Below are 17,565 nucleotides of genomic sequence, written 5' to 3' on the forward strand. Positions count from 1 at the left end.
GCCCGTGTCCCGCGCCGGTTCGTGGGCAGGATGGTGGCCGTCGACCGAGAGGACACGGGCACCTGCCGCAAGACCCCTCCCCCCCCAGCCGAGGAACAGCGCGACCGCCATCGGAACATCCCCCCACAAGCAGGAGGAAACAGTGTTGCGACGAACTCAGGCACTGATACTGGGCATTGCCACGGCCGCCGCGGTCGCCGTGGTACCCGGTGCCGCCGTGCAGCAGTCCTCGGCCCAGGCAGCGGTCCGCAAGCAGGTGGACACCGACTACACCCTGCTGCGCCGCAGCCCCGCCTCGTACGTCATCGGAACCGCCTACCGCGGCTGGACGGTCGACGTGCACGGCGACCAGGACAACGGCTACCGCTGGGGCCGCGTCTTCGGCACCATCAACACCTGTCTGTGGACGTACGCCGGCGCGGTCTCCGGCGACGGTGCCACCACCGACAGCTGCGGCGCGGCGGCCACCCTGCCGACCTCGGCGTTCACCAACGGACAGATCGGCGGCGGCACGTCGGACGGCGCCTCGGTGGCGACCGTGGCGGGGGCCGGCTGCGCCACCTGGGACGGCACGCACATCACCGGCTACGGGAACGTCAGCCCGTGGGACGTGCCGGCGACCGCGAGCACCCCGGTGCAGGGACAGGTGGCGCTCGGCCAGACGGTGCTGTGGCGCTACGTGTCCCGCGACGGCAACTTCGTCATGGTCCGGGACCCGCGCGGCGGCGGCACGGACGGCGTCGGGTTGCAGAGCTGGTACTTCATCCCGCGCAGCTGCCTGCCGACCACCCTCCCCTGACAGGCGCCCGCGGGCCCGCCACCACCGATCACGGCGGCGGGCCCGCGCACGCGCGACCGCGCCCGGCTCAGCCGGTGGGGTTGTGCCGGATCAGCGACTCCACCAGTCCGGGCCGGGTCGCCGGGAAGTCCAGCGGGACGATGCCGAGCCCGGTCCAGCCCGAGGTGCCGGTGCCGTCGAGGAACGACTGGACCTGCGGGTTGAGCCGGTCCGCGTTCCAGCGGGGCGGCATCAGCGCCGCGGTGCTCACGTAGTTCATGAACAGCTTCCCCGGCTGCGCGGCCGCCCGGCGGAACTGGTCCTCGATCTTCGGGTACTTGCCGAACGGCTCCGCCATGTAGTCGTCCTGGATGTCGAAGAGCGCGGGATCGGCGTAACGCACGCCGGGCAGACCCCCGTTGTCGGCGAGCAGCACCACCTTGCCGCGGGCCTGTCCCAGGGTCGGCAGCGCGGGATCGATGTGGAAGAGCGGCCGCCAGCCCTTGGCGTCGAGATACAGGTCGAAGATCCGGCGGAACGCCTCGTCGCTCTCCTCGGAGTACTCCTGCTTGACCCGCATCAGCACGGTCTCGGTGGGCCGCTGGTCCAGGAAGTCCCAGCAGGCGCCCAGCACATCGCCGAACATCAGGTTCTGGTACGAGGCGCCGTGATGGATCGCGAAGGAGTCACCGGTGATCCGGCAGCGCACGTCGAGGAAGCGCAGCCCGCTGTTCAGCTGCTCGGCGATCGTGGTGTTCTGGCACTCGGTCCAGGGGCCGCCGTAGCGGGCGCCGGAGTCGTGCGAGCCGGGGACGGTCAGGCGCTGCAGCGCGGTGGCGTCCGGGATGCCGCTCATCCAGTCCTGCACGGTGCGGGCCTGCCGGGCCTCGGCACGGGCGGGCGCCGCGCCGAGAACGGCGGTGGCGGAAACGGCCAGTGCGCCGGCCAGGAAGTTCCGGCGGTTCGCTGTGTACGGGCTCATACGGAAAGGCCTCCGGGGTGCCGTGGGGGGTCAGCTCCGGGATTATGACCGGCACACGTCACACAGGGAACAGGGTGCGGGCGCCCGCCATGCAGGACGGCGCGAAAACGACGGATGCGCGGGCCGGGGCATCGCCCCCGCCCGCGCATCCGCCGTGCGGTACGTCCTGCGTCCTGGGACCTACTGGATGACCGTGATCCGGTCCGTCGCCGGCGGCGCCAGCGGCGCTGCGGCCGTGGAGTGCGCGGCCAGGTAGGCGTTGAACAGGTCCAGGTCGGAGGCGCCGACCAGCTTGTCGGTGCCCGCGCCGAGCGCCGCGAAGCCGTCGCCGCCGCCCGCCAGGAACTCGTTCATGGCGACGCGGTAGGACTTGGCGGGGTCGATCGCCGCACCGTTCAGCTTGATCGTGTCGGTGACCACCCGGGCCGCACCCGACTTCGTCATGTCCAGGGTGTACGTGAGGCCCTTCGACACCTGAAGGATCTTCGGGCTGGCCTCGTTGGCGCCGCTGACCTGCTGCTGGAGCGCGGTGACGAGCTGCGCACCGGTCAGGTTGACGACGTTCATCATGTTGGTGAAGGGCTGCACGGTGAACGACTCCCCGTACGTCACCACGCCGTCGCCCTCGCTGCCCGTCGTCTTGTAGACGAGGTCGGCGCGGATACCGCCCGGGTTCATGAAGGCGACGACCGCCCCGCCCTTGTCCGCCGGGGCCAGGCCCTCGAGCTGCGCGTCGGCGATCAGGTTCCCCAGCGGCTTCTCGGGGGCCGTGGAGCCGCGGCCGTTGATGTCGGCGGAGATGAAGCCCTGCGGCCGGTTCGCGATCGGCGCCGCGAGGGTGTTCCAGCGCGCGATGAGCGCCGTCATGTCCGTGGCCGGGGCCTGGTCCCTGCTGACGACGTGGTTCACCGAGACCGGGTTCGCGGGCGCGGGGTGGTGCGGGTGCCCGTGGCGCTTCGACGCCGTCGGCGCCTTCACCGCCGTGCGCACGATGTCGTTGGTGCGACGGTCGTAGGTGAGCGTCGTGTCCGTGTACAGCTTGCCGAACGACGAGGCCGAGGTGACCAGGCGCGGGTTGCCCGCCGGGTCCGGAACCGTGCAGACGTACGCCTGGTGGGTGTGGCCCGTCACCAGCGCATCGACCTTCGGCGAGATGCCCTTGGCTATGTCGGTGATCGGCCCGGAGATGCCGTCACCGGCACCCGGGCTGTCGCAGTCGTAGTTGTACGAGGTCGAGGCGGGCGCGCCGCCCTCGTGGATCAGGGCGACGATGGACTTGACGCCCTGCCGGTCCAGCTCCTTGGCGTACTTGTTGACCGTCTCGATCTCGTCGTGGAACTTCAGGCCCTTGACGCCGTTGGCGGTCACGATGTTCGGCGTGCCCTCCAGGGTCACCCCGATGAAGCCGACCTTGACGCCGTTCTTCTTCCACACGGTGTACGGCTTGAGGATCGGCTTGCCGGTCTTCTCGTCCGTCACATTGGCGGCCAGGTAGGGGAAGTCGGCGCCCTTGAACTTCTTGCCCTGCTCGTAGCACCCCTCGACCGGGTGGCAGCCGCCGTTCTGGAGGCGGGCCAGCTCGGTGGCGCCCTCGTCGAACTCGTGGTTGCCGACGCTCGTCACATCGAGGTCGATCTTGTTGAGCGCCTCAATGGTCGGCTCGTCGTGGAAGAGCCCCGACAGCAGCGGGCTCGCGCCCACCATGTCGCCGCCTGCCGCGGTGATGGAGTACGGGTGGCCCTTGCGCGCGGTGCGCAGCGAGGACGCCAGGTACTCCACGCCGCCGGCCGGAACGGCCTTCACCGTGCCGTCGGCCTGCGTCTCGCTGACCGTGCCGGCCGAGCCGGCCGGCGGCTCCAGGTTGCCGTGCAGGTCGTTGAAGGACAGCAGCTGTACGTCGACGGTCCGGGCCGGCGTGTGAGGGCCGTGGTCCTTGCCGTGCCCGTGTCCGCGCTCCTGCGCGCCGGCCGGCATGGCGGCGACGAGCGCTCCGACGGTGGCAAGACCGGCCGCGGCGGCGAGCACCCGCCGGGTCGCACGGTTCTTCTGCGGTGTCGCTGACATCGGTCCCCTTGTGAGTTCAGCGGGAGGTTTGAGAGTGGTGACGAGTCTGGAGACTGCGTGCCGCAGCCTAGAGTCAACGCGCGTAGCGCGACAGGTGTTTGGGGTTACGAACTGGTTGCCGACCGATCGGAACGGGGCCGTTCACCCTTATGGCGTACATATGCGAGCAGAAACGTCACCGCCTGCATCAAGGCCGCAAATCTGTACGCCATGGAAAGCAACACCACACCGAAGGCCGTCGTACCTGCTCAGCAGGGGTCAGGACTGCCGCCCGGCTTCCACGAGATGACCGACGGCCTCAAGTCGGACGTGCGGGGCGCGCATGTGCGCGCACAGCTCAAGGTCAACACCGAGATGCTCCGGATGTACTGGGAGATCGGGCGGACGATCCTGGAGCGGCAGCGCGGCGAGAAGTGGGGCACGAAGGTCATCGACCGGATCGCCACCGAGCTGCGGACCGAGTTCCCGAACCAGCGGGGGTTCAGCCGGTCCAACCTCCACTACATGCAGCAGATGGCCAGGACATGGCCCGACTCAATTGTCCAACAAGCCGTTGGACAATTGCCCTGGGGCCACATCGTCACCCTCATGAGCAAGTGCAAGACCCGCTTCGAGCTGGACTTCTACGCCCAGCACGCCGTTCATCACGGCTGGTCCCGCGACCACCTGGGCTCGATGATCCACAACAAGCTGCACCTCGCCGAGGGCGCCGCGGCCAACAACTTCGACGTCACGCTTCCCGCCGGCTCCGACGCGGCGAAGCAGATCTTCAAGGATCCGTACCGCCTCGACTTCACCGAGCTGGAGGGCCGGCCCGCCGAGCGGGATCTGGAGGATGCTCTCGTCACCCACCTGATCCGGTTCCTGACCGAGCTGGGGGTCGGCTTCGCCTTCGTCGGACGCCAGTACCCCGTCGTGGTCGGCGACAGTGAATACCGCATCGACCTGCTCTTCTACCACTGCAAGCTGCACTGCTACGTCGTGCTGGAGCTCAAGACCCGCAAGGCCCATCCCGAGCACTTCGGGCAGCTCGGCTTCTACGTCTCGGTGGTCGACGACCTGGTCCGCGACAAGGAGCGCGACGGGCCCACTCTCGGCATCCTCATCGCCGAGAGCCGCGACCGGGCGATGGTCGAGTACGCGCTGCGGGGCCACAACCAGCCCCTGGCCGTCAGCACGTACGCCGCACTGCCCGACGGGGTCCGCGCACTGCTACCCAGCGCCGAGGACCTCTCCCGCATCGCGGACGACGTGCTGCACACCGCGCCCGACGCCAGGTGAGCCGTTCCGGCCTGCGCCGGGTCCGGCGCCGACCGCCGTTCCGCACCCCCGTCCCCGTACGCTCGTAGACATGACGACTGACGTACCCCTCCCGGCCCCCGGACGCGAGATCCAGACCCTCGACACACTCTCCCCCGACCAGGCGGGAGCCGTCTCCGAGCTCCTTGCCGAGGCGGCCCGGTCCGACGGCAGGCAGGCCGTGTCCGAGCAGGGGCGGCTGCAGTTGCGGGGCGGACACCGGGAAGGCGTGCGGCACTTCCTGCTGACCGCCGGGGACGTGCTGGTCGGGTACGCGCAGCTGGAGGACACCGATCCCGTCGAGGCGCCGGCCGCCGAGCTGGTCGTGCACCCCTCGCACCGCGGCCACGGGCACGGGCGGGCGCTCGGCGCGGCGCTGCTCGCCGCCACCGGCAAGCGGCTGCGGGTGTGGGCGCACGGCGGGCGGTCCGCGGCCCGCCACCTCGCGCAGGTACTCGGCCTCTCGCTCTTCCGCGAACTGCGCCAGCTGCGGCGCCCGTTGAGCCCGCTGGGCATCCCGGAGCCGGTACTGCCGCCGGGTGTCACCGTCCGTGCGTTCGTCCCGGGCCAGGACGACGCCGCCTGGCTCGCCGTGAACAGCGCCGCGTTCGCCCACCACCCCGAGCAGGGCTCACTGACCCAGCGCGACCTCGACGACCGCAAGGCCGAGCCCTGGTTCGACCCGAAGGGCTTCTTCCTCGCGGAGCGCGAGCCCGCCGACGGCGCCGACGCCGCCGAGCTGATCGGCTTCCACTGGACGAAGGTGCACGCCGAGGAGCAACTGGGCGAGGTGTACGTGGTCGGCATCCGGCCCGACGCGCAGGGCGGCGGCCTGGGCAAGGCCCTCACCGCGATCGGGCTGCGCCATCTCGCCGCCGAGGGGCTGCCCACCGCGATGCTCTACGTCGATGCGGACAACACCGCGGCCGTGACGGTGTACGAGCGGATGGGCTTCACCACCCACGAGGTGGACCTGATGTACCGCACGGAGTCCTGAGCAGCCAGGACCCACTCGGGGGGCGGCGTCGCTTGACGCCGCCCCTTCTTTGCGCCACGCTTTCACTACTCAATTAGTGAAAGGGGTGAAGATGGCAGAGTCCGCAGCGGTCGAGTTCCGCATCGACCGGCGCAGCGGCGTCGCCACGTACCTCCAGATCGTCCAGCAGACCAAACAGGCCCTACGCCTGGGCCTGCTGGAGCCGGGCGACCGGCTGCCCACCGCACGTGAGGTCGTCGAGGCCACCGCCATCAACCCGAACACCGTGCTCAAGGCCTACCGGGAGCTGGAGCGCGAGGGCCTCGTCGAGGCCCGGCGCGGCCTCGGCACCTTCGTGACCCGCACTCTCGGCAGCGCGGCGGCAGCCGACGACGCACCGCTGCGCGCCGATCTCACCGACTGGGCCCGCCGCGCCCGCGCGGCCGGCCTGGACAAGGACGACGTGAGCGCGCTCTTCACCGCCGTACTGGACAGCACATTCAAGGGGGACCAGGACTGATGACAGGTGCAGCGATCGAGGCCGACGGCCTCGGCATGAAGTACCGCCGCAGAGGCGGTGGCTGGGCGCTGCGCGACTGCTCCTTCCGGCTGCCGGCCGGTCGCGTCTGCGCGCTCGTCGGCCCCAACGGCGCCGGGAAGTCCACCCTGCTCGGTCTCGCCGCAGGCTTCCTCCGGCCGGCCGAGGGAACCCTGCGGGTGCTGGGCTCGACGCCCGCCGAGGCCCGCGGCCGGATGGCCTTCGTGGCCCAGGACAAGCCGCTGTACCCGCAGTTGACCGTCGCCGAGACCCTCTGGGCGGGAGCCGAGCTGAACCCGGCCACCTGGGACCGGGAAGCCGCCGAGCGCATCGCCGAACCGCTCTCCGCGGATGCGAAGGTCCGCACCCTGTCCGGCGGCCAGCGCACCCGGCTCGCCCTGGCCCTCGCCCTCGGCAAGCGCCCCGAACTGCTCCTGCTGGACGAGCCGATGGCCGACCTCGACCCGCTCGCACGGCACCAGCTGATGGGTGCCCTGATGGTGGAGGCCGCCGAACACTCCACCACCATCGTGATGTCCTCCCACATCCTCACCGAGCTGGAGGGCTCCTGCGACTACCTCCTGCTCGTCGACGGCGGCCGGATCCGCCTGGGCGGCGAGACGGACGACCTGCTCGCCGCGCACACCCTGCTCACCGGCCCCGTCCGGGACCTCGCCCCGCACACCGTCGTCGAGTCCCGCACCACGGGGCGACAGCTGACCGCCCTCGTCCGGAAGGAGGGCCCGGTGGACAACTCGGCCTGGGAGAGCACCGAACCGTCCCTGGAGGAGCTGCTGCTGGCACATCTGCGGTCGCCCGATGCACCCTCGCTCCTCACGCCGAGCGCGGATGCGCGGATGATCCGTGAGTCGGTGAGCGCGGCATGAGCACGATCACCCTGCGCGGCCCGGCCCGCGTCATCGTCCTCCAGCACCGCCGTGTCCTGTGGATCGCGGGGGCGCTCGCGCTCGCCGGGGTCGTTCTGCTGACCGCATCCATGTGGTGGAACTCGCGCACGGCAGACTCGTTCGCGGACTCCGGCTGCTCGCACCTGTACACCTCCCCCCGCTGCTACGCAGCCTTCGACGACGTCCTCAGCCACCAGGCATGGCTCAGGGACGTGCTGCGGTACGCGGGCACCGCCATGACGGTCCTGCCCGCCGCCATCGGCCTGTTCGTCGCCGGTCCGATGATCGGCCGGGAGCTGGAGAACGGCACCTACCGGCTGGCCTGGTCCCAGTCCGTCTCCCCCGCCCGATGGCTCCTCGCCAAGCTCACCGTTCCGGCGGCGATCACCGTGGTGGCGGTGCCGGTGCTCTCGGCCGTGTTCGCCTGGTGCCGGACCTCCCCCGACACCGACCGCGTGGCCTGGTACGACTCGACGGCGTACGCCGCGATGGGCACCCTGCCCGTGGCCTCGGCCCTGCTGGCCATCGCCCTCGGCGCGCTCGCCGCTCTGCTGGTGCGCCGCACGCTCCTCGCCATGAGCGTCACGGTCCTGGCCTACGGCGCCGTGGCGCTCGCGCTCGCCGCCGCACGCAGCAGCCTGTGGGCGGTCAGCACGGTGGTCACCCCGCTGAACTCCGCAGCCCGCCTGCCCGACGAGTCGCTCTGGGTCGCCGGGGGGCTGATGGCAGGAGACGCCCGGCTGCCCGGCGAGACCTGCGAGCGGGGAGGTGCGCAGCCCGGCCTGGACCGCTGCCTGGCCGACCACCACGTCACCGGCACCTACGTCGACTACCACCCCGCCTCGCACTTCTGGCCCCTCCAGCTGGTTGGGACGGGCGTCGTCCTCGTCCTCACCGTCGTCGCCGTCGCCGTCGCCTTCCGGGTGCTGCGCCGCCGCCACGCCTGAGACCCCGGACAGCCCTGTCCGGGGGCCGAGCGGGCCAACGCAGTTGCCTTAAGTGACTTGCCTTTGGGACTCCTTCTTGGCGCGGTGGGTGCACTCGCGAGGCAGCCAGGTATGACCGGGCTGATCGCCGCCTTGATCGTTCCGACCCGCTATTCATGACTTCCTCGACCAGTCGGAGCGAGGGCCTTTGCGAGTGAGACGTCTGGTCATGAGGGTGATGAGTGCCCAGGTCAGGTGGGCTTCGGATTCTCTGAACTAGCGACGCTGGGGGAACCTGGCTGGCCGCTGCTGCGCCAGCCGAGGAAAAACCGATGGCGCCGTGGTGGATACCTGCGGTACGAGTGGGGACATGGCCAGAAGCGCCCACCATATTCGCCGAAACGTTGCCAGCTCTGGGCGGGCAGCCTCGCGTCCCTGGAGCCCGTGGAGGGCCGTCCTGGTGCGCGAGCTCCGCTACAGCTCCCAGCGCTTGCGCTCAGCCGCGCTGGAGGGGCGGCGCCCGTTGCCACAAGAGGTACGGCGGTCTGTTGCCGTGTACTCCTTCGCCCGCAGTGATACGCGAGGAGGGGCGGTGGCCGCTCTCGCGTACTTTGAGGAGCGGCGCGCTCGTCAAATGACACGACGTCAGCTGGATCTGGTTCGAACGGGAATGGCGCCGGACATCGAGATTGAGCCTGGACGCCACCGGCATAGCGCCCGCTGGCTTGCCTAGACTGCGGTTGATCGGCACGGCTGCCGTCGTCGGGTTGTGGCTAGAGTTGCGCTGGTGACAGCGAGCCGGGGCGATGGCCGAAGATCGACCAAGACAGTGGCATCGAGGATGCGGTACTCCTCATCCTGGAATGGTTGGGCGAGCAGGGTGTGGGCGCCGCGATCAGGGTGGACGCTGAGAGGCTGCGGGACCAGAAGCCCGCATGGACGTTCACTGCTGGTGGCGGCCCGTTGAGCCACCCGATGCGGGCCGACGGAGCCACCGCCCGCGAGTGCCTGTGCCGAGCTCTGTCCTATCTCCACGAAGCTGGCGGCGGCAGCGGAACCCCACACTCCCGGCAATATCGCCGAACCATCCCGACAGATGCCACAAGCTCCATGGTCCAACCGCAGACGCCCCTCGACCAGGGATCTCAAACACTCACTAACGACCACGCTGCGGAGGTCGGCACCCATCTAGGGCTTGTCCGCTGGGTCAGACGCGATCGCCCTGTCCCGAAAGACTTGGAAGGCGTTCCAACTGGCCGGAGCATCGTCCGTGAGCAGCTCGCCGGTCGAGCAGTCGAAGGCGCGGCAGTCGAGAGCTCGGGAGATGTGGAAGATCACGGGGAGCACGTCGTCTTCCCCGCCCCGGACATGGAGCATGACGGACTCGACAGGGTCGTGCTCACCGACGCCGAGTTCGATCACCCAGGTCGGACCGAGCAACTCGCCCCATGCAGGATCGGTCAGGTCAACCTCGCCCACGGTTGACCTGAGTGCCTCGTGGACGCTGGACCGGCTTCCGATGGGAGGCGGCTCGTGATCAGCGGGAAGGTCGTCGATCGACGTGAGGTCCGCAGGTAGCGGCAGCAGAAGAATGTCCCAGCTCATGGCACTCCCAACCCGAGATTCGCGAGAGACGCTATCCGCTGGCACTGACGCTCCCTCGCCCCTGGGGACAGCACGCAGATGGTTAGGGCGGCGGGGTTTGCTTTCCCTTGAGTGCCGGCCTTCCGGCCCGGCGGGTGCTCTTCGGTTTCGAGGTCGGGTTGTGGGCCCAGCGGCCGGGTTGCACGCTGCCGCGTCTGGCACGGGTCCTCAGTACAGGCCAGCGGTTCGGCTTCTTGATCGCGCGTGGGCAGTCCCGATTGCGCCGGGCCGGGAGGAGGCGTGCGCGTGCCTCCCGCCTGGCTTCGGTGAAGGAGCGGGCGAGCTTGGCGGTGGTCGCTCCGAGTTGGGACGGGATGCTGCGGCGGATGATGCGGACGCACTTCAGGTAGGAGACACGGTCGGTGTCCACCGCCGGGCGGGCGAGGGCCGCTGTGTGGGCGAACTGGCGGATTGCGTGGTGGACCGCGAGGTAGGCCCACAGTTCCTGCCGGACGCCCTCCGGTGTGCGCGACCTGATCGGCCCGCCGGGGCCGAGGTGGTTCTTGATCTCATCGAAGGCGAGCTCGATCTCCCAGCGTTCCCGGTAGAGCGCGACCAGCTCGGTGGCGGGGTACTGCTCGGGGTCCAGCAGCGTCGTGCCCAGATAGGCGACCTTGCCGTCCTTCTCGAAGGCGATAACACGGTAGATCGTGTGCGTGGGCAGGGCCCGACCTTCTCGTGCGGCTCGGAGCCGGACCTCCTGGCCCGGTCGCGCCATCGACAGGTACGAGCCGTCCGCAAGCTCTTCCTGAGCCGTACCGAGGTGGTTGGACTGGAGCCTGACCAGCAGATTCGCGCCGGTCACGGTGAATCTGTGCGCGAACTCGACCGACCAGAAGCCGCGGTCGGCGATGACCAGGTCACCGGGGCCGGTGGAGCTGGCCAGCGGGTAGGCGAGACTGCGTTCGCCGTCGCGGTAACCGCCCAGGCGGGCATCAAGAACTCCGTGCGTTCCAATCTCGGCCAGCACCACCGCCCTGACCTGGGGGAACCCGAAGGGGACACCGCCGGTGGTGGAGGGGGCCGTCGAAGGTGTCGCCGTTGCTCGTCGAATCCGGGAGATCGAACTGGGTGCCGTCCAGAGCGAGGAGCCGCAGCCCTCGCCACCACGCGCCGACCGTGGCCGGGGTGGCGAGCGGGCCAGCGATCTGCCTGAACACGGTCTCCAGTACCTCTTCAGCAAGCCGGGATCTCGCGCGGCACAACGAGGAACCGGTTCACGCTCGCCAGGGTCCGGCTGCCCGGTATGCCGCTGGTCAGCACGCGCAGCACCTCCTCGTACGACTCCCGGGCGAAGAGGCACAGAGCCAGGACGAAGTACACGACCAACCGTGCCGGCAGGAGGCGACGGCGCCGCTCGGCTCGGTCGTGCTTGGCTATCGCCTCGTCGACCAGCTCAGCGGTGAACACCTTCGTCAGGATCCCGATCCGCACACGCTGGCCCGCGCCCCACCCGTCACACGTGGGGCAACGATCTCCGCAGCTCAAAAGCAACTGCATTGGCCAAGCGGACCCCCGGACACGGCCACACCGCTTCCTGCATGTCATGTCGCCGTTACCGGGCATTCAGACGGCCTTGCGACCCTCTCAGGATGCAGCCAGCTGTGCCGTCCCCCCGCAACGGGAGAAATCCCGGTAGAGACCGCGCCGACCGTGCGATCTCCGCGATCTCTTCCCCCTCCGACGCGCCCTCGGAGCACTCCACGCGGAACAATGGGCCCATGAGCCAGCAGCCCAGCTCCGAGGTCCCGGTCCAGCCCACCGCTCAGCCGTCCGTCGGCTCCCTCGCCGCACACCGGCCGCACGCCGTCGCCGCCCCTTCGTCCGCGGGCGCCGCACTGTCCACAGCGGCCGATCTCGACCCCGAGCTCGACGCCGACGCCGACGCGTACGAACCCGACGTCGACGGTGACGAGCTGCCCCAGGGCCGGTTCCTGGACCGGGAACGCAGTTGGCTCGCATTCAACGAACGCGTTCTGGAACTGGCCGAGGACCCGTCGACACCGCTCCTCGAACGGGCTAATTTCCTCGCCATTTTCGCCTCGAACCTCGACGAGTTCTTCATGGTCCGGGTGGCGGGCCTCAAACGCCGGATCGCGACCGGTGTCGCCACCCGTTCCGCGTCCGGACTTCAGCCCCGCGAGGTCCTCGACCTGATCTGGACCCGCTCGCGCGAACTCATGGCCCGGCACGCCGCCTGCTACCAGCAGGACGTCGCCCCCGCCCTGTCCGACGAGGGCATCCAGCTGATCCGCTGGCCCGAGCTGACCGAGAAGGAACAGGCCCGCCTGTTCACCTTCTTCCGGCAGCGCGTCTTCCCCGTGCTGACCCCGCTCGCCGTCGACCCGGCGCACCCCTTCCCGTACATCTCCGGCCTGTCGCTCAACCTGGCCGTCGTCGTGCGCAACCCGGTCAGCGGTCACCGCCACTTCGCCCGGGTCAAGGTCCCGCCGCTGCTGACCCGCTTCCTGGAGGCCTCGCCGCAGCGCTACGTCCCCATCGAGGACGTCATCGCGGCCCACCTCGAAGAGCTCTTCCCCGGCATGGAGGTCCTCGCGCACCACATGTTCCGGGTCACCAGGAACGAGGACCTGGAGGTCGAGGAGGACGACGCCGAGAACCTGCTCCAGGCCCTGGAGAAGGAGCTCATGCGGCGCCGCTTCGGTCCGCCGGTCCGCCTGGAGGTCGAGGAGTCCATCGACCCGTACGTGCTGGACCTGCTGGTCCGCGAGTTGAAGGTGTCCGACGCCGAGGTCTACCCGCTGCCCGGACCGCTCGACCTCACCGGGCTGTTCGGCATAGCGTCGCTGGACCGGCCGGAGCTGAAGTTCCCCAAGTTCATCGCCGGCACCCACCGCGATCTCGCCGAGGTCGAGTCCGCTTCCGCGCCCGACATCTTCGCCGCCCTGCGCGAACGCGACGTGCTGCTGCACCACCCGTACGACTCCTTCTCCACCTCCGTCCAGGCTTTTCTCGAACAGGCCGCGGGCGACCCGGACGTCCTCGCCATCAAGCAGACCCTGTACCGGACCTCGGGCGACTCCCCGATAGTGGACGCCCTGATCGACGCCGCCGAGTCCGGCAAGCAAGTCCTCGTACTCGTCGAGATCAAGGCCCGCTTCGACGAGCAGGCCAACATCAAGTGGGCGCGCAAGCTGGAGGAGGCGGGCTGCCACGTCGTCTACGGGCTCGTCGGCCTGAAGACGCACTGCAAGCTCTCGCTCGTCGTCCGCCAGGAGAGCGACACCCTGCGCCGCTACTCGCACGTCGGCACCGGCAACTACCACCCCAAGACGGCCCGGCTGTACGAGGACCTCGGCCTGCTCACCGCAGACCCGCAGGTCGGCGCCGACCTCTCCGACCTCTTCAACCGGCTCTCCGGCTACTCGCGCCGCGAGACCTACCGCCGCCTGCTGGTCGCCCCGAAGTCGCTGCGCGACGGGCTGATCAGCCGGATCAACAAGGAGATCGTCCACCAGCGGGCGGGCCGGCCCGCCTACGTACGCATCAAGGTCAACTCGATGGTCGACGAAGCGATCATCGACGCCTGCTACCGGGCCGCGCAGGCAGGGGTCCCGGTCGACATCTGGGTCCGGGGCATCTGCGCGATCCGGCCCGGCGTCACCGGCCTCTCCGAGAACATCCGGGTCCGCTCGATACTGGGCCGCTTCCTCGAACACTCCCGGGTCTTCTCGTTCGGCAACGGCGGCGAGCCCGAAGTCTGGTTCGGCAGCGCCGACATGATGCACCGCAACCTCGACCGCCGGATCGAGGCCCTGGTCCGGGTCACCGACCCCGCCCACCGGGCCGCACTCAGCCGGCTCCTCGAGACCGGCATGGCCGACACCACCACGTCCTGGCACCTGGGAGCCGACGGGAACTGGACCCGGCACTCCCTGGACGCGGAGGGCCGGCCACTGCGGCACGTACAGGAAATGCTCATTGACGCCCGGAGGCGCAGGCGTGCGACGCCCTGACCATCAGACACAGACGGACGTGACCGCCGGGGCGGTGCTCGCACCGTATCTCCGGGCGCAGGCAGCGGACTTCCTGCGGAGTCTGCGCCTGCACCGCGAGAACAGTGCCCCCACGGACGCCGGGCCCCGGGCCGCCGAACAGGCCGCCGGAGCGCTGCGCCGCTCGTCCCGCCGGATCAGCGGCACCCTGCACACCTTCCGGGCCGCGCTCGATCCGCTCTGGGCCGAGCAGCTGCGCACCGAACTGGCCTGGCTGTCCGGCACGCTCGCCCGCGAGCACGCGTACGCGGACCGGCTGCACCGGCTCCTCGAAGCGCTGCACGGACTGTCGGGGTCGCCCCTGCCGGCCGCCCGTGCCGAATCCGGTGGCTCCGGCCCCGGCGCCACGGCCACCGACAAGGAACGAGCCATGCTCGGCGTCGGTGCGGCACGCGCCGGCGCACTCCTCGAACGCCAGCTGACCCTCGCCCGGACCCGCGCCCACTCGGCGGCGCTCCAGGCGCTCGGCTCCGCCCGCTTCCACGCGGTGGCCGACGCGGTCGCGCTGCTCGCCTCCGAGGTCCCCCTCTCCGCCGCGGCCGGCGCACCCGCTGCCGAGCTGCTGCGCGAACCCGCGGACCGGGCCGAGCAGCGGCTGCTCGGCGCGGTGGCGGCGCTCCCGTCGGACGAGACGACCGCCCCGTACAACGAGGCGCAGGACGCGCCCTGGCACCAGACCCGGCTCATGCTGCGCCTGCACCGGTACGCCCATGAGGTGGTACGCGGCGCCCCCGATCCGGTCCTGGCCGGCCCCGGTCACGCCCTCGACCTGCACCGGGACGCGGCGGAGGCGGCGTCGGCAGCGGCATCGGCGGCCCGCACCCCGCGGATCGCACCGGCCACCGCGTACGCCCTGGGGGTGCTCCACGCCGACCAGCGCCACGAGGTGGAGGCGGCGCGCGCGGTGTTCCGGGAGACCTGGCCGCACGCGGCGGCCGTGACCGCGGTGGCACGGCCATGAGCGGACCCGTGGGCGCGCTCGTACGGGCGGCGGGCTGTGTGCTGTGGCGTCGGCCCCCGACACCGGGGGACGGTCCGGAGCTCTGCCTCGTACACAGGCCGCGTTACGACGACTGGTCGTTCCCCAAAGGCAAGCTGAAGCGGGGGGAGGATGCGCTGGACGGCGCGCTGCGTGAGGTCCTGGAGGAGACGGGCTACCGCTGCGTCCCGGGCCCTGGGCTGCCCACGGCCCGGTACATGGTGGGCGAGCGGCCGAAGGAAGTGCGCTACTGGGCGGCCGAGGCGGCCGACGGCACCTTCGAGCCCAGCAACGAGGTCGACCGGATCGCCTGGCTCTCCACGTCCGACGCGCAGAAGCGCCTGACCGAGGACCGGGACGCCTGGCTGGTCGACGTATTCGTCAGCACCATTCAGGCCACCGGCGAGTTTCCCTGAGAACGCGTGCCGGATACTCGCCGATCATCAGAATCCGGAATTCCGCACCCCTGACGCTGGTGCCCCGCCCCCTTCCGGGGGCGTCGCACTCCCGCCGACATTCCCGTGGCGAACAGAGCGATCAGCCGCGCCCGGTCGGGCGCGGCATAATTATCGGTGAATGAACGGATGGCGCAGCACCCCGAATTGCAGTCCCCCCGCACGGAATGCGGCGCCGGGCCCTGCCTCCGCCTATGGGCGAGAGGAGAAATTCAGCCGCAGTGCCCGTCACGCCGCACCAAGCCGTAGCGGCCGCCGGCGGCGTAGGTGACGGCCTTCACGTCGATGCACTTGCCGGCCGAGCCGGTGCCACCGGCGCTGGTGCGCACGTTCGACGCGCAGTTCCTGCCGGTCGAGGCGCCGTAGTACAGGAAGACGTTACTGAGCGCCGCCCCCGTATCGGCATCGGTGTCACGGGACAGACGTCGGTCTGACTACCGGAACAGCCGAATCCCGCAGCGCTTGCAGACGGGGCGACCATGAGCGCACCGCCAGTGATAGCGGCTGGACTGGTGAAAACCAGAATAGCCCGCTTGAGCATTTACACACATCCCTCATTCGAGGGCTGCTCCAGCAATTCCGGATGAGCCAGCACGCGGGTGCGGGGACCGGCCCGTACGCTCGGCCGCTCAACCGGGCCGCGGCAGGCGGCACCCCGCTGTAGGTCAAGGTTCACCTCTCGTTCACTCACTCCCGTCGGCCGCTTCACCTGTTCTGCCTAATTTCGGACCTACCCGGTGCAAGGCCCACGCCCCCGCACCACCACATCGCACGCCGTCGTAGGACGAAAACCACCTCGGCGGCTCCTGGAAGGAACACCCGAAAGTGAAGCTTCAGCGCAAGAACCGGCTTCGTGCCACCGCGCTCGGTGCCCTCGCCGTCTCCGGCGCCCTGGTCCTCACGGCGTGCGGTTCGGACAACAACAGCGGCGACACCAGCGGCGACGGCGGCCAGACGAAGGCCGCGGCCAACGTCAAGTGCGACGGCGCCAAGGGTCAGTTGCGCGCGTCCGGCTCCAGCGCGCAGAAGAACGCCATGGACCTCTGGATCAAGAACTACATGGCTTCCTGCTCCGGCGTGGAGATCAACTACAACGCCTCCTCGTCCGGCGAGGGCATCGTCGCGTTCAACCAGGGCACCGTCGGCTTCGCCGGCTCCGACTCGGCGCTGAAGCCCGAAGAGGTCGCCGACTCGAAGAAGACCTGCAAGAGCGGCCAGGGCATCAACCTCCCGATGGTCGGCGGCCCGATCGCGATCGGCTTCCACCTCGACGGTGTCGACAGCCTGACGCTGGACGCCCCCACCCTCGCCAAGATCTTCGACACCAAGATCAAGAAGTGGAACGACGAGGCGATCGCCAAGCTCAACCCCGGCGCCAAGCTTCCGGACAAGGCCATCCAGCCCTTCCACCGCTCCGAGGACTCCGGCACCACCCAGAACCTCGGCAAGTACCTCGCCGCCACGGCCCCGAGCGACTGGAAGTACGAGCCCGAGAAGAAGTGGCCGGCCCCGGGCGGCCAGGGCGCGACCGCCTCGTCCGGCGTCGCCACCCAGGTGAAGCAGGTCGACGGCTCGATCGGCTACTTCGAGCTGTCCTACGCGACCTCGCAGAAGATCACCACCGTCGACATCAACACCGGTGGCGCCACCCCGGTCAAGGCCTCCTCGGAGACCGCCTCCAAGGCCATCGCCGCCGCCAAGATCAAGGGCACCGGCAAGGACCTGGCCCTCGACCTCGACTACACCACCAAGGCCGACGGCGCCTACCCGATCGTCCTCGTCACCTACGAGGTCGTCTGCGACAGCGGCAACAAGGCCGACACCCTCGGCACCGTCAAGTCCTTCCTGACCTACACCGCCTCCGCGGACGGCCAGAAGCTCCTCACCGACGCCGGCTACGCCCCGATCCCCGAGGCGATCAACGCCAAGGTCCGCGAGACGGTCTCCGGCCTCTCGTAACCCGGGCCCCGCACGGCTCGCACGCACACACAGGGCGGGCC

At 70.0% G+C, this 17,565-nt stretch carries 15 protein-coding genes; 10 read left to right on the forward strand and 5 right to left on the reverse strand.

All coding sequences use genetic code 11. The annotated features are described in order from the left end of the window. Positions 1-145 precede the first annotated feature (145 nt). Entirely contained in the window at positions 146-799 is a 654-nt protein-coding gene (locus tag LNW71_RS13705; RefSeq protein WP_250968494.1) for a hypothetical protein, read from the forward strand. Positions 800-866: 67 nt separating this feature from the next. On the opposite strand, the gene LNW71_RS13710 is transcribed toward LNW71_RS13705, so the two are convergent. Together LNW71_RS13710 and LNW71_RS13715 are read right to left on the reverse strand one after the other, a co-directional pair. Continuing rightward, a complete protein-coding gene (locus LNW71_RS13710; protein ID WP_250968495.1) occupies positions 867-1,760 on the reverse strand; it encodes a phosphatidylinositol-specific phospholipase C domain-containing protein in 894 nt (297 codons plus the stop codon). Between the two features lie 180 nt (positions 1,761-1,940). Continuing rightward, positions 1,941-3,824 (reverse strand): bifunctional UDP-sugar hydrolase/5'-nucleotidase, encoded by a 1,884-nt coding sequence (locus LNW71_RS13715; RefSeq protein WP_250968496.1) that lies wholly within the window; start codon positions 3,822-3,824, stop codon positions 1,941-1,943. A gap of 210 nt (positions 3,825-4,034) precedes the next feature. Here LNW71_RS13715 and LNW71_RS13720 point away from each other — a divergent pair, with 210 nt between their 5' ends. The 5 genes from LNW71_RS13720 (at position 4,035) to LNW71_RS13740 (ending at position 8,492) form a co-directional block, all read left to right on the forward strand. After that, positions 4,035-5,105, forward strand: a complete 1,071-nt coding sequence (locus LNW71_RS13720; protein ID WP_250968497.1) for a PDDEXK nuclease domain-containing protein — start codon at positions 4,035-4,037, stop codon at positions 5,103-5,105. Between the two features lie 70 nt (positions 5,106-5,175). Next, complete coding sequence (mshD, locus tag LNW71_RS13725) at positions 5,176-6,120, forward strand: mycothiol synthase (RefSeq protein WP_250968498.1); 945 nt, start codon at positions 5,176-5,178, stop codon at positions 6,118-6,120. 91 nt (positions 6,121-6,211) lie between these two features. Continuing rightward, positions 6,212-6,619, forward strand: a complete 408-nt coding sequence (locus LNW71_RS13730; RefSeq protein ID WP_250968499.1) for a GntR family transcriptional regulator — start codon at positions 6,212-6,214, stop codon at positions 6,617-6,619. Further along, a complete protein-coding gene (locus LNW71_RS13735) occupies positions 6,619-7,524 on the forward strand; it encodes an ABC transporter ATP-binding protein (protein WP_250968500.1) in 906 nt (301 codons plus the stop codon). Before LNW71_RS13730 ends, LNW71_RS13735 begins: the two co-directional genes overlap by 1 nt. Then, positions 7,521-8,492 (forward strand): hypothetical protein, encoded by a 972-nt coding sequence (locus LNW71_RS13740; RefSeq protein ID WP_250968501.1) that lies wholly within the window; start codon positions 7,521-7,523, stop codon positions 8,490-8,492. The genes LNW71_RS13735 and LNW71_RS13740 overlap by 4 nt, the downstream gene beginning before the upstream one ends. Before the next feature lie 1,167 nt (positions 8,493-9,659). On the opposite strand, the gene LNW71_RS13745 is transcribed toward LNW71_RS13740, so the two are convergent. From LNW71_RS13745 to LNW71_RS13755, 3 genes are all read right to left on the reverse strand, one after another. Beyond that, entirely contained in the window at positions 9,660-10,076 is a 417-nt protein-coding gene (locus tag LNW71_RS13745) for a hypothetical protein (RefSeq protein WP_250968502.1), read from the reverse strand. 82 nt (positions 10,077-10,158) lie between these two features. After that, positions 10,159-11,298, reverse strand: a complete 1,140-nt coding sequence (locus LNW71_RS13750) for an IS4 family transposase (RefSeq protein WP_285802114.1) — start codon at positions 11,296-11,298, stop codon at positions 10,159-10,161. Further along, positions 11,292-11,681 carry a transposase domain-containing protein gene (locus LNW71_RS13755; RefSeq protein ID WP_308294483.1) on the reverse strand — a complete coding sequence of 130 codons (390 nt, stop codon included), beginning with the start codon at positions 11,679-11,681 and terminating at the stop codon, positions 11,292-11,294. Before LNW71_RS13755 ends, LNW71_RS13750 begins: the two co-directional genes overlap by 7 nt. A 155-nt stretch (positions 11,682-11,836) precedes the next feature. On the opposite strand from LNW71_RS13755, the gene LNW71_RS13760 reads away from it, so the two are divergent. From LNW71_RS13760 to pstS, 4 genes are all read left to right on the forward strand, one after another. Then, positions 11,837-14,092, forward strand: a complete 2,256-nt coding sequence (locus tag LNW71_RS13760) for an RNA degradosome polyphosphate kinase (protein WP_250968505.1) — start codon at positions 11,837-11,839, stop codon at positions 14,090-14,092. Positions 14,093-14,111: 19 nt separating this feature from the next. Next, entirely contained in the window at positions 14,112-15,092 is a 981-nt protein-coding gene (locus LNW71_RS13765; RefSeq protein WP_374119404.1) for a CHAD domain-containing protein, read from the forward strand. Then, positions 15,089-15,526 carry an NUDIX hydrolase gene (locus LNW71_RS13770; RefSeq protein WP_250968507.1) on the forward strand — a complete coding sequence of 146 codons (438 nt, stop codon included), beginning with the start codon at positions 15,089-15,091 and terminating at the stop codon, positions 15,524-15,526. The genes LNW71_RS13765 and LNW71_RS13770 overlap by 4 nt, the downstream gene beginning before the upstream one ends. Positions 15,527-16,390: 864 nt before the next feature. Next, the gene (gene pstS, locus LNW71_RS13775) at positions 16,391-17,524 is read left to right on the forward strand and encodes a phosphate ABC transporter substrate-binding protein PstS (RefSeq protein ID WP_250968508.1); all 1,134 of its coding nucleotides are present in this window, start codon (positions 16,391-16,393) and stop codon (positions 17,522-17,524) included. Positions 17,525-17,565: the final 41 nt, after the last annotated feature.

Source organism: Streptomyces sp. RKAG290 (assembly GCF_023701695.1).
Classification (GTDB): Bacteria; Actinomycetota; Actinomycetes; order Streptomycetales; family Streptomycetaceae; genus Streptomyces.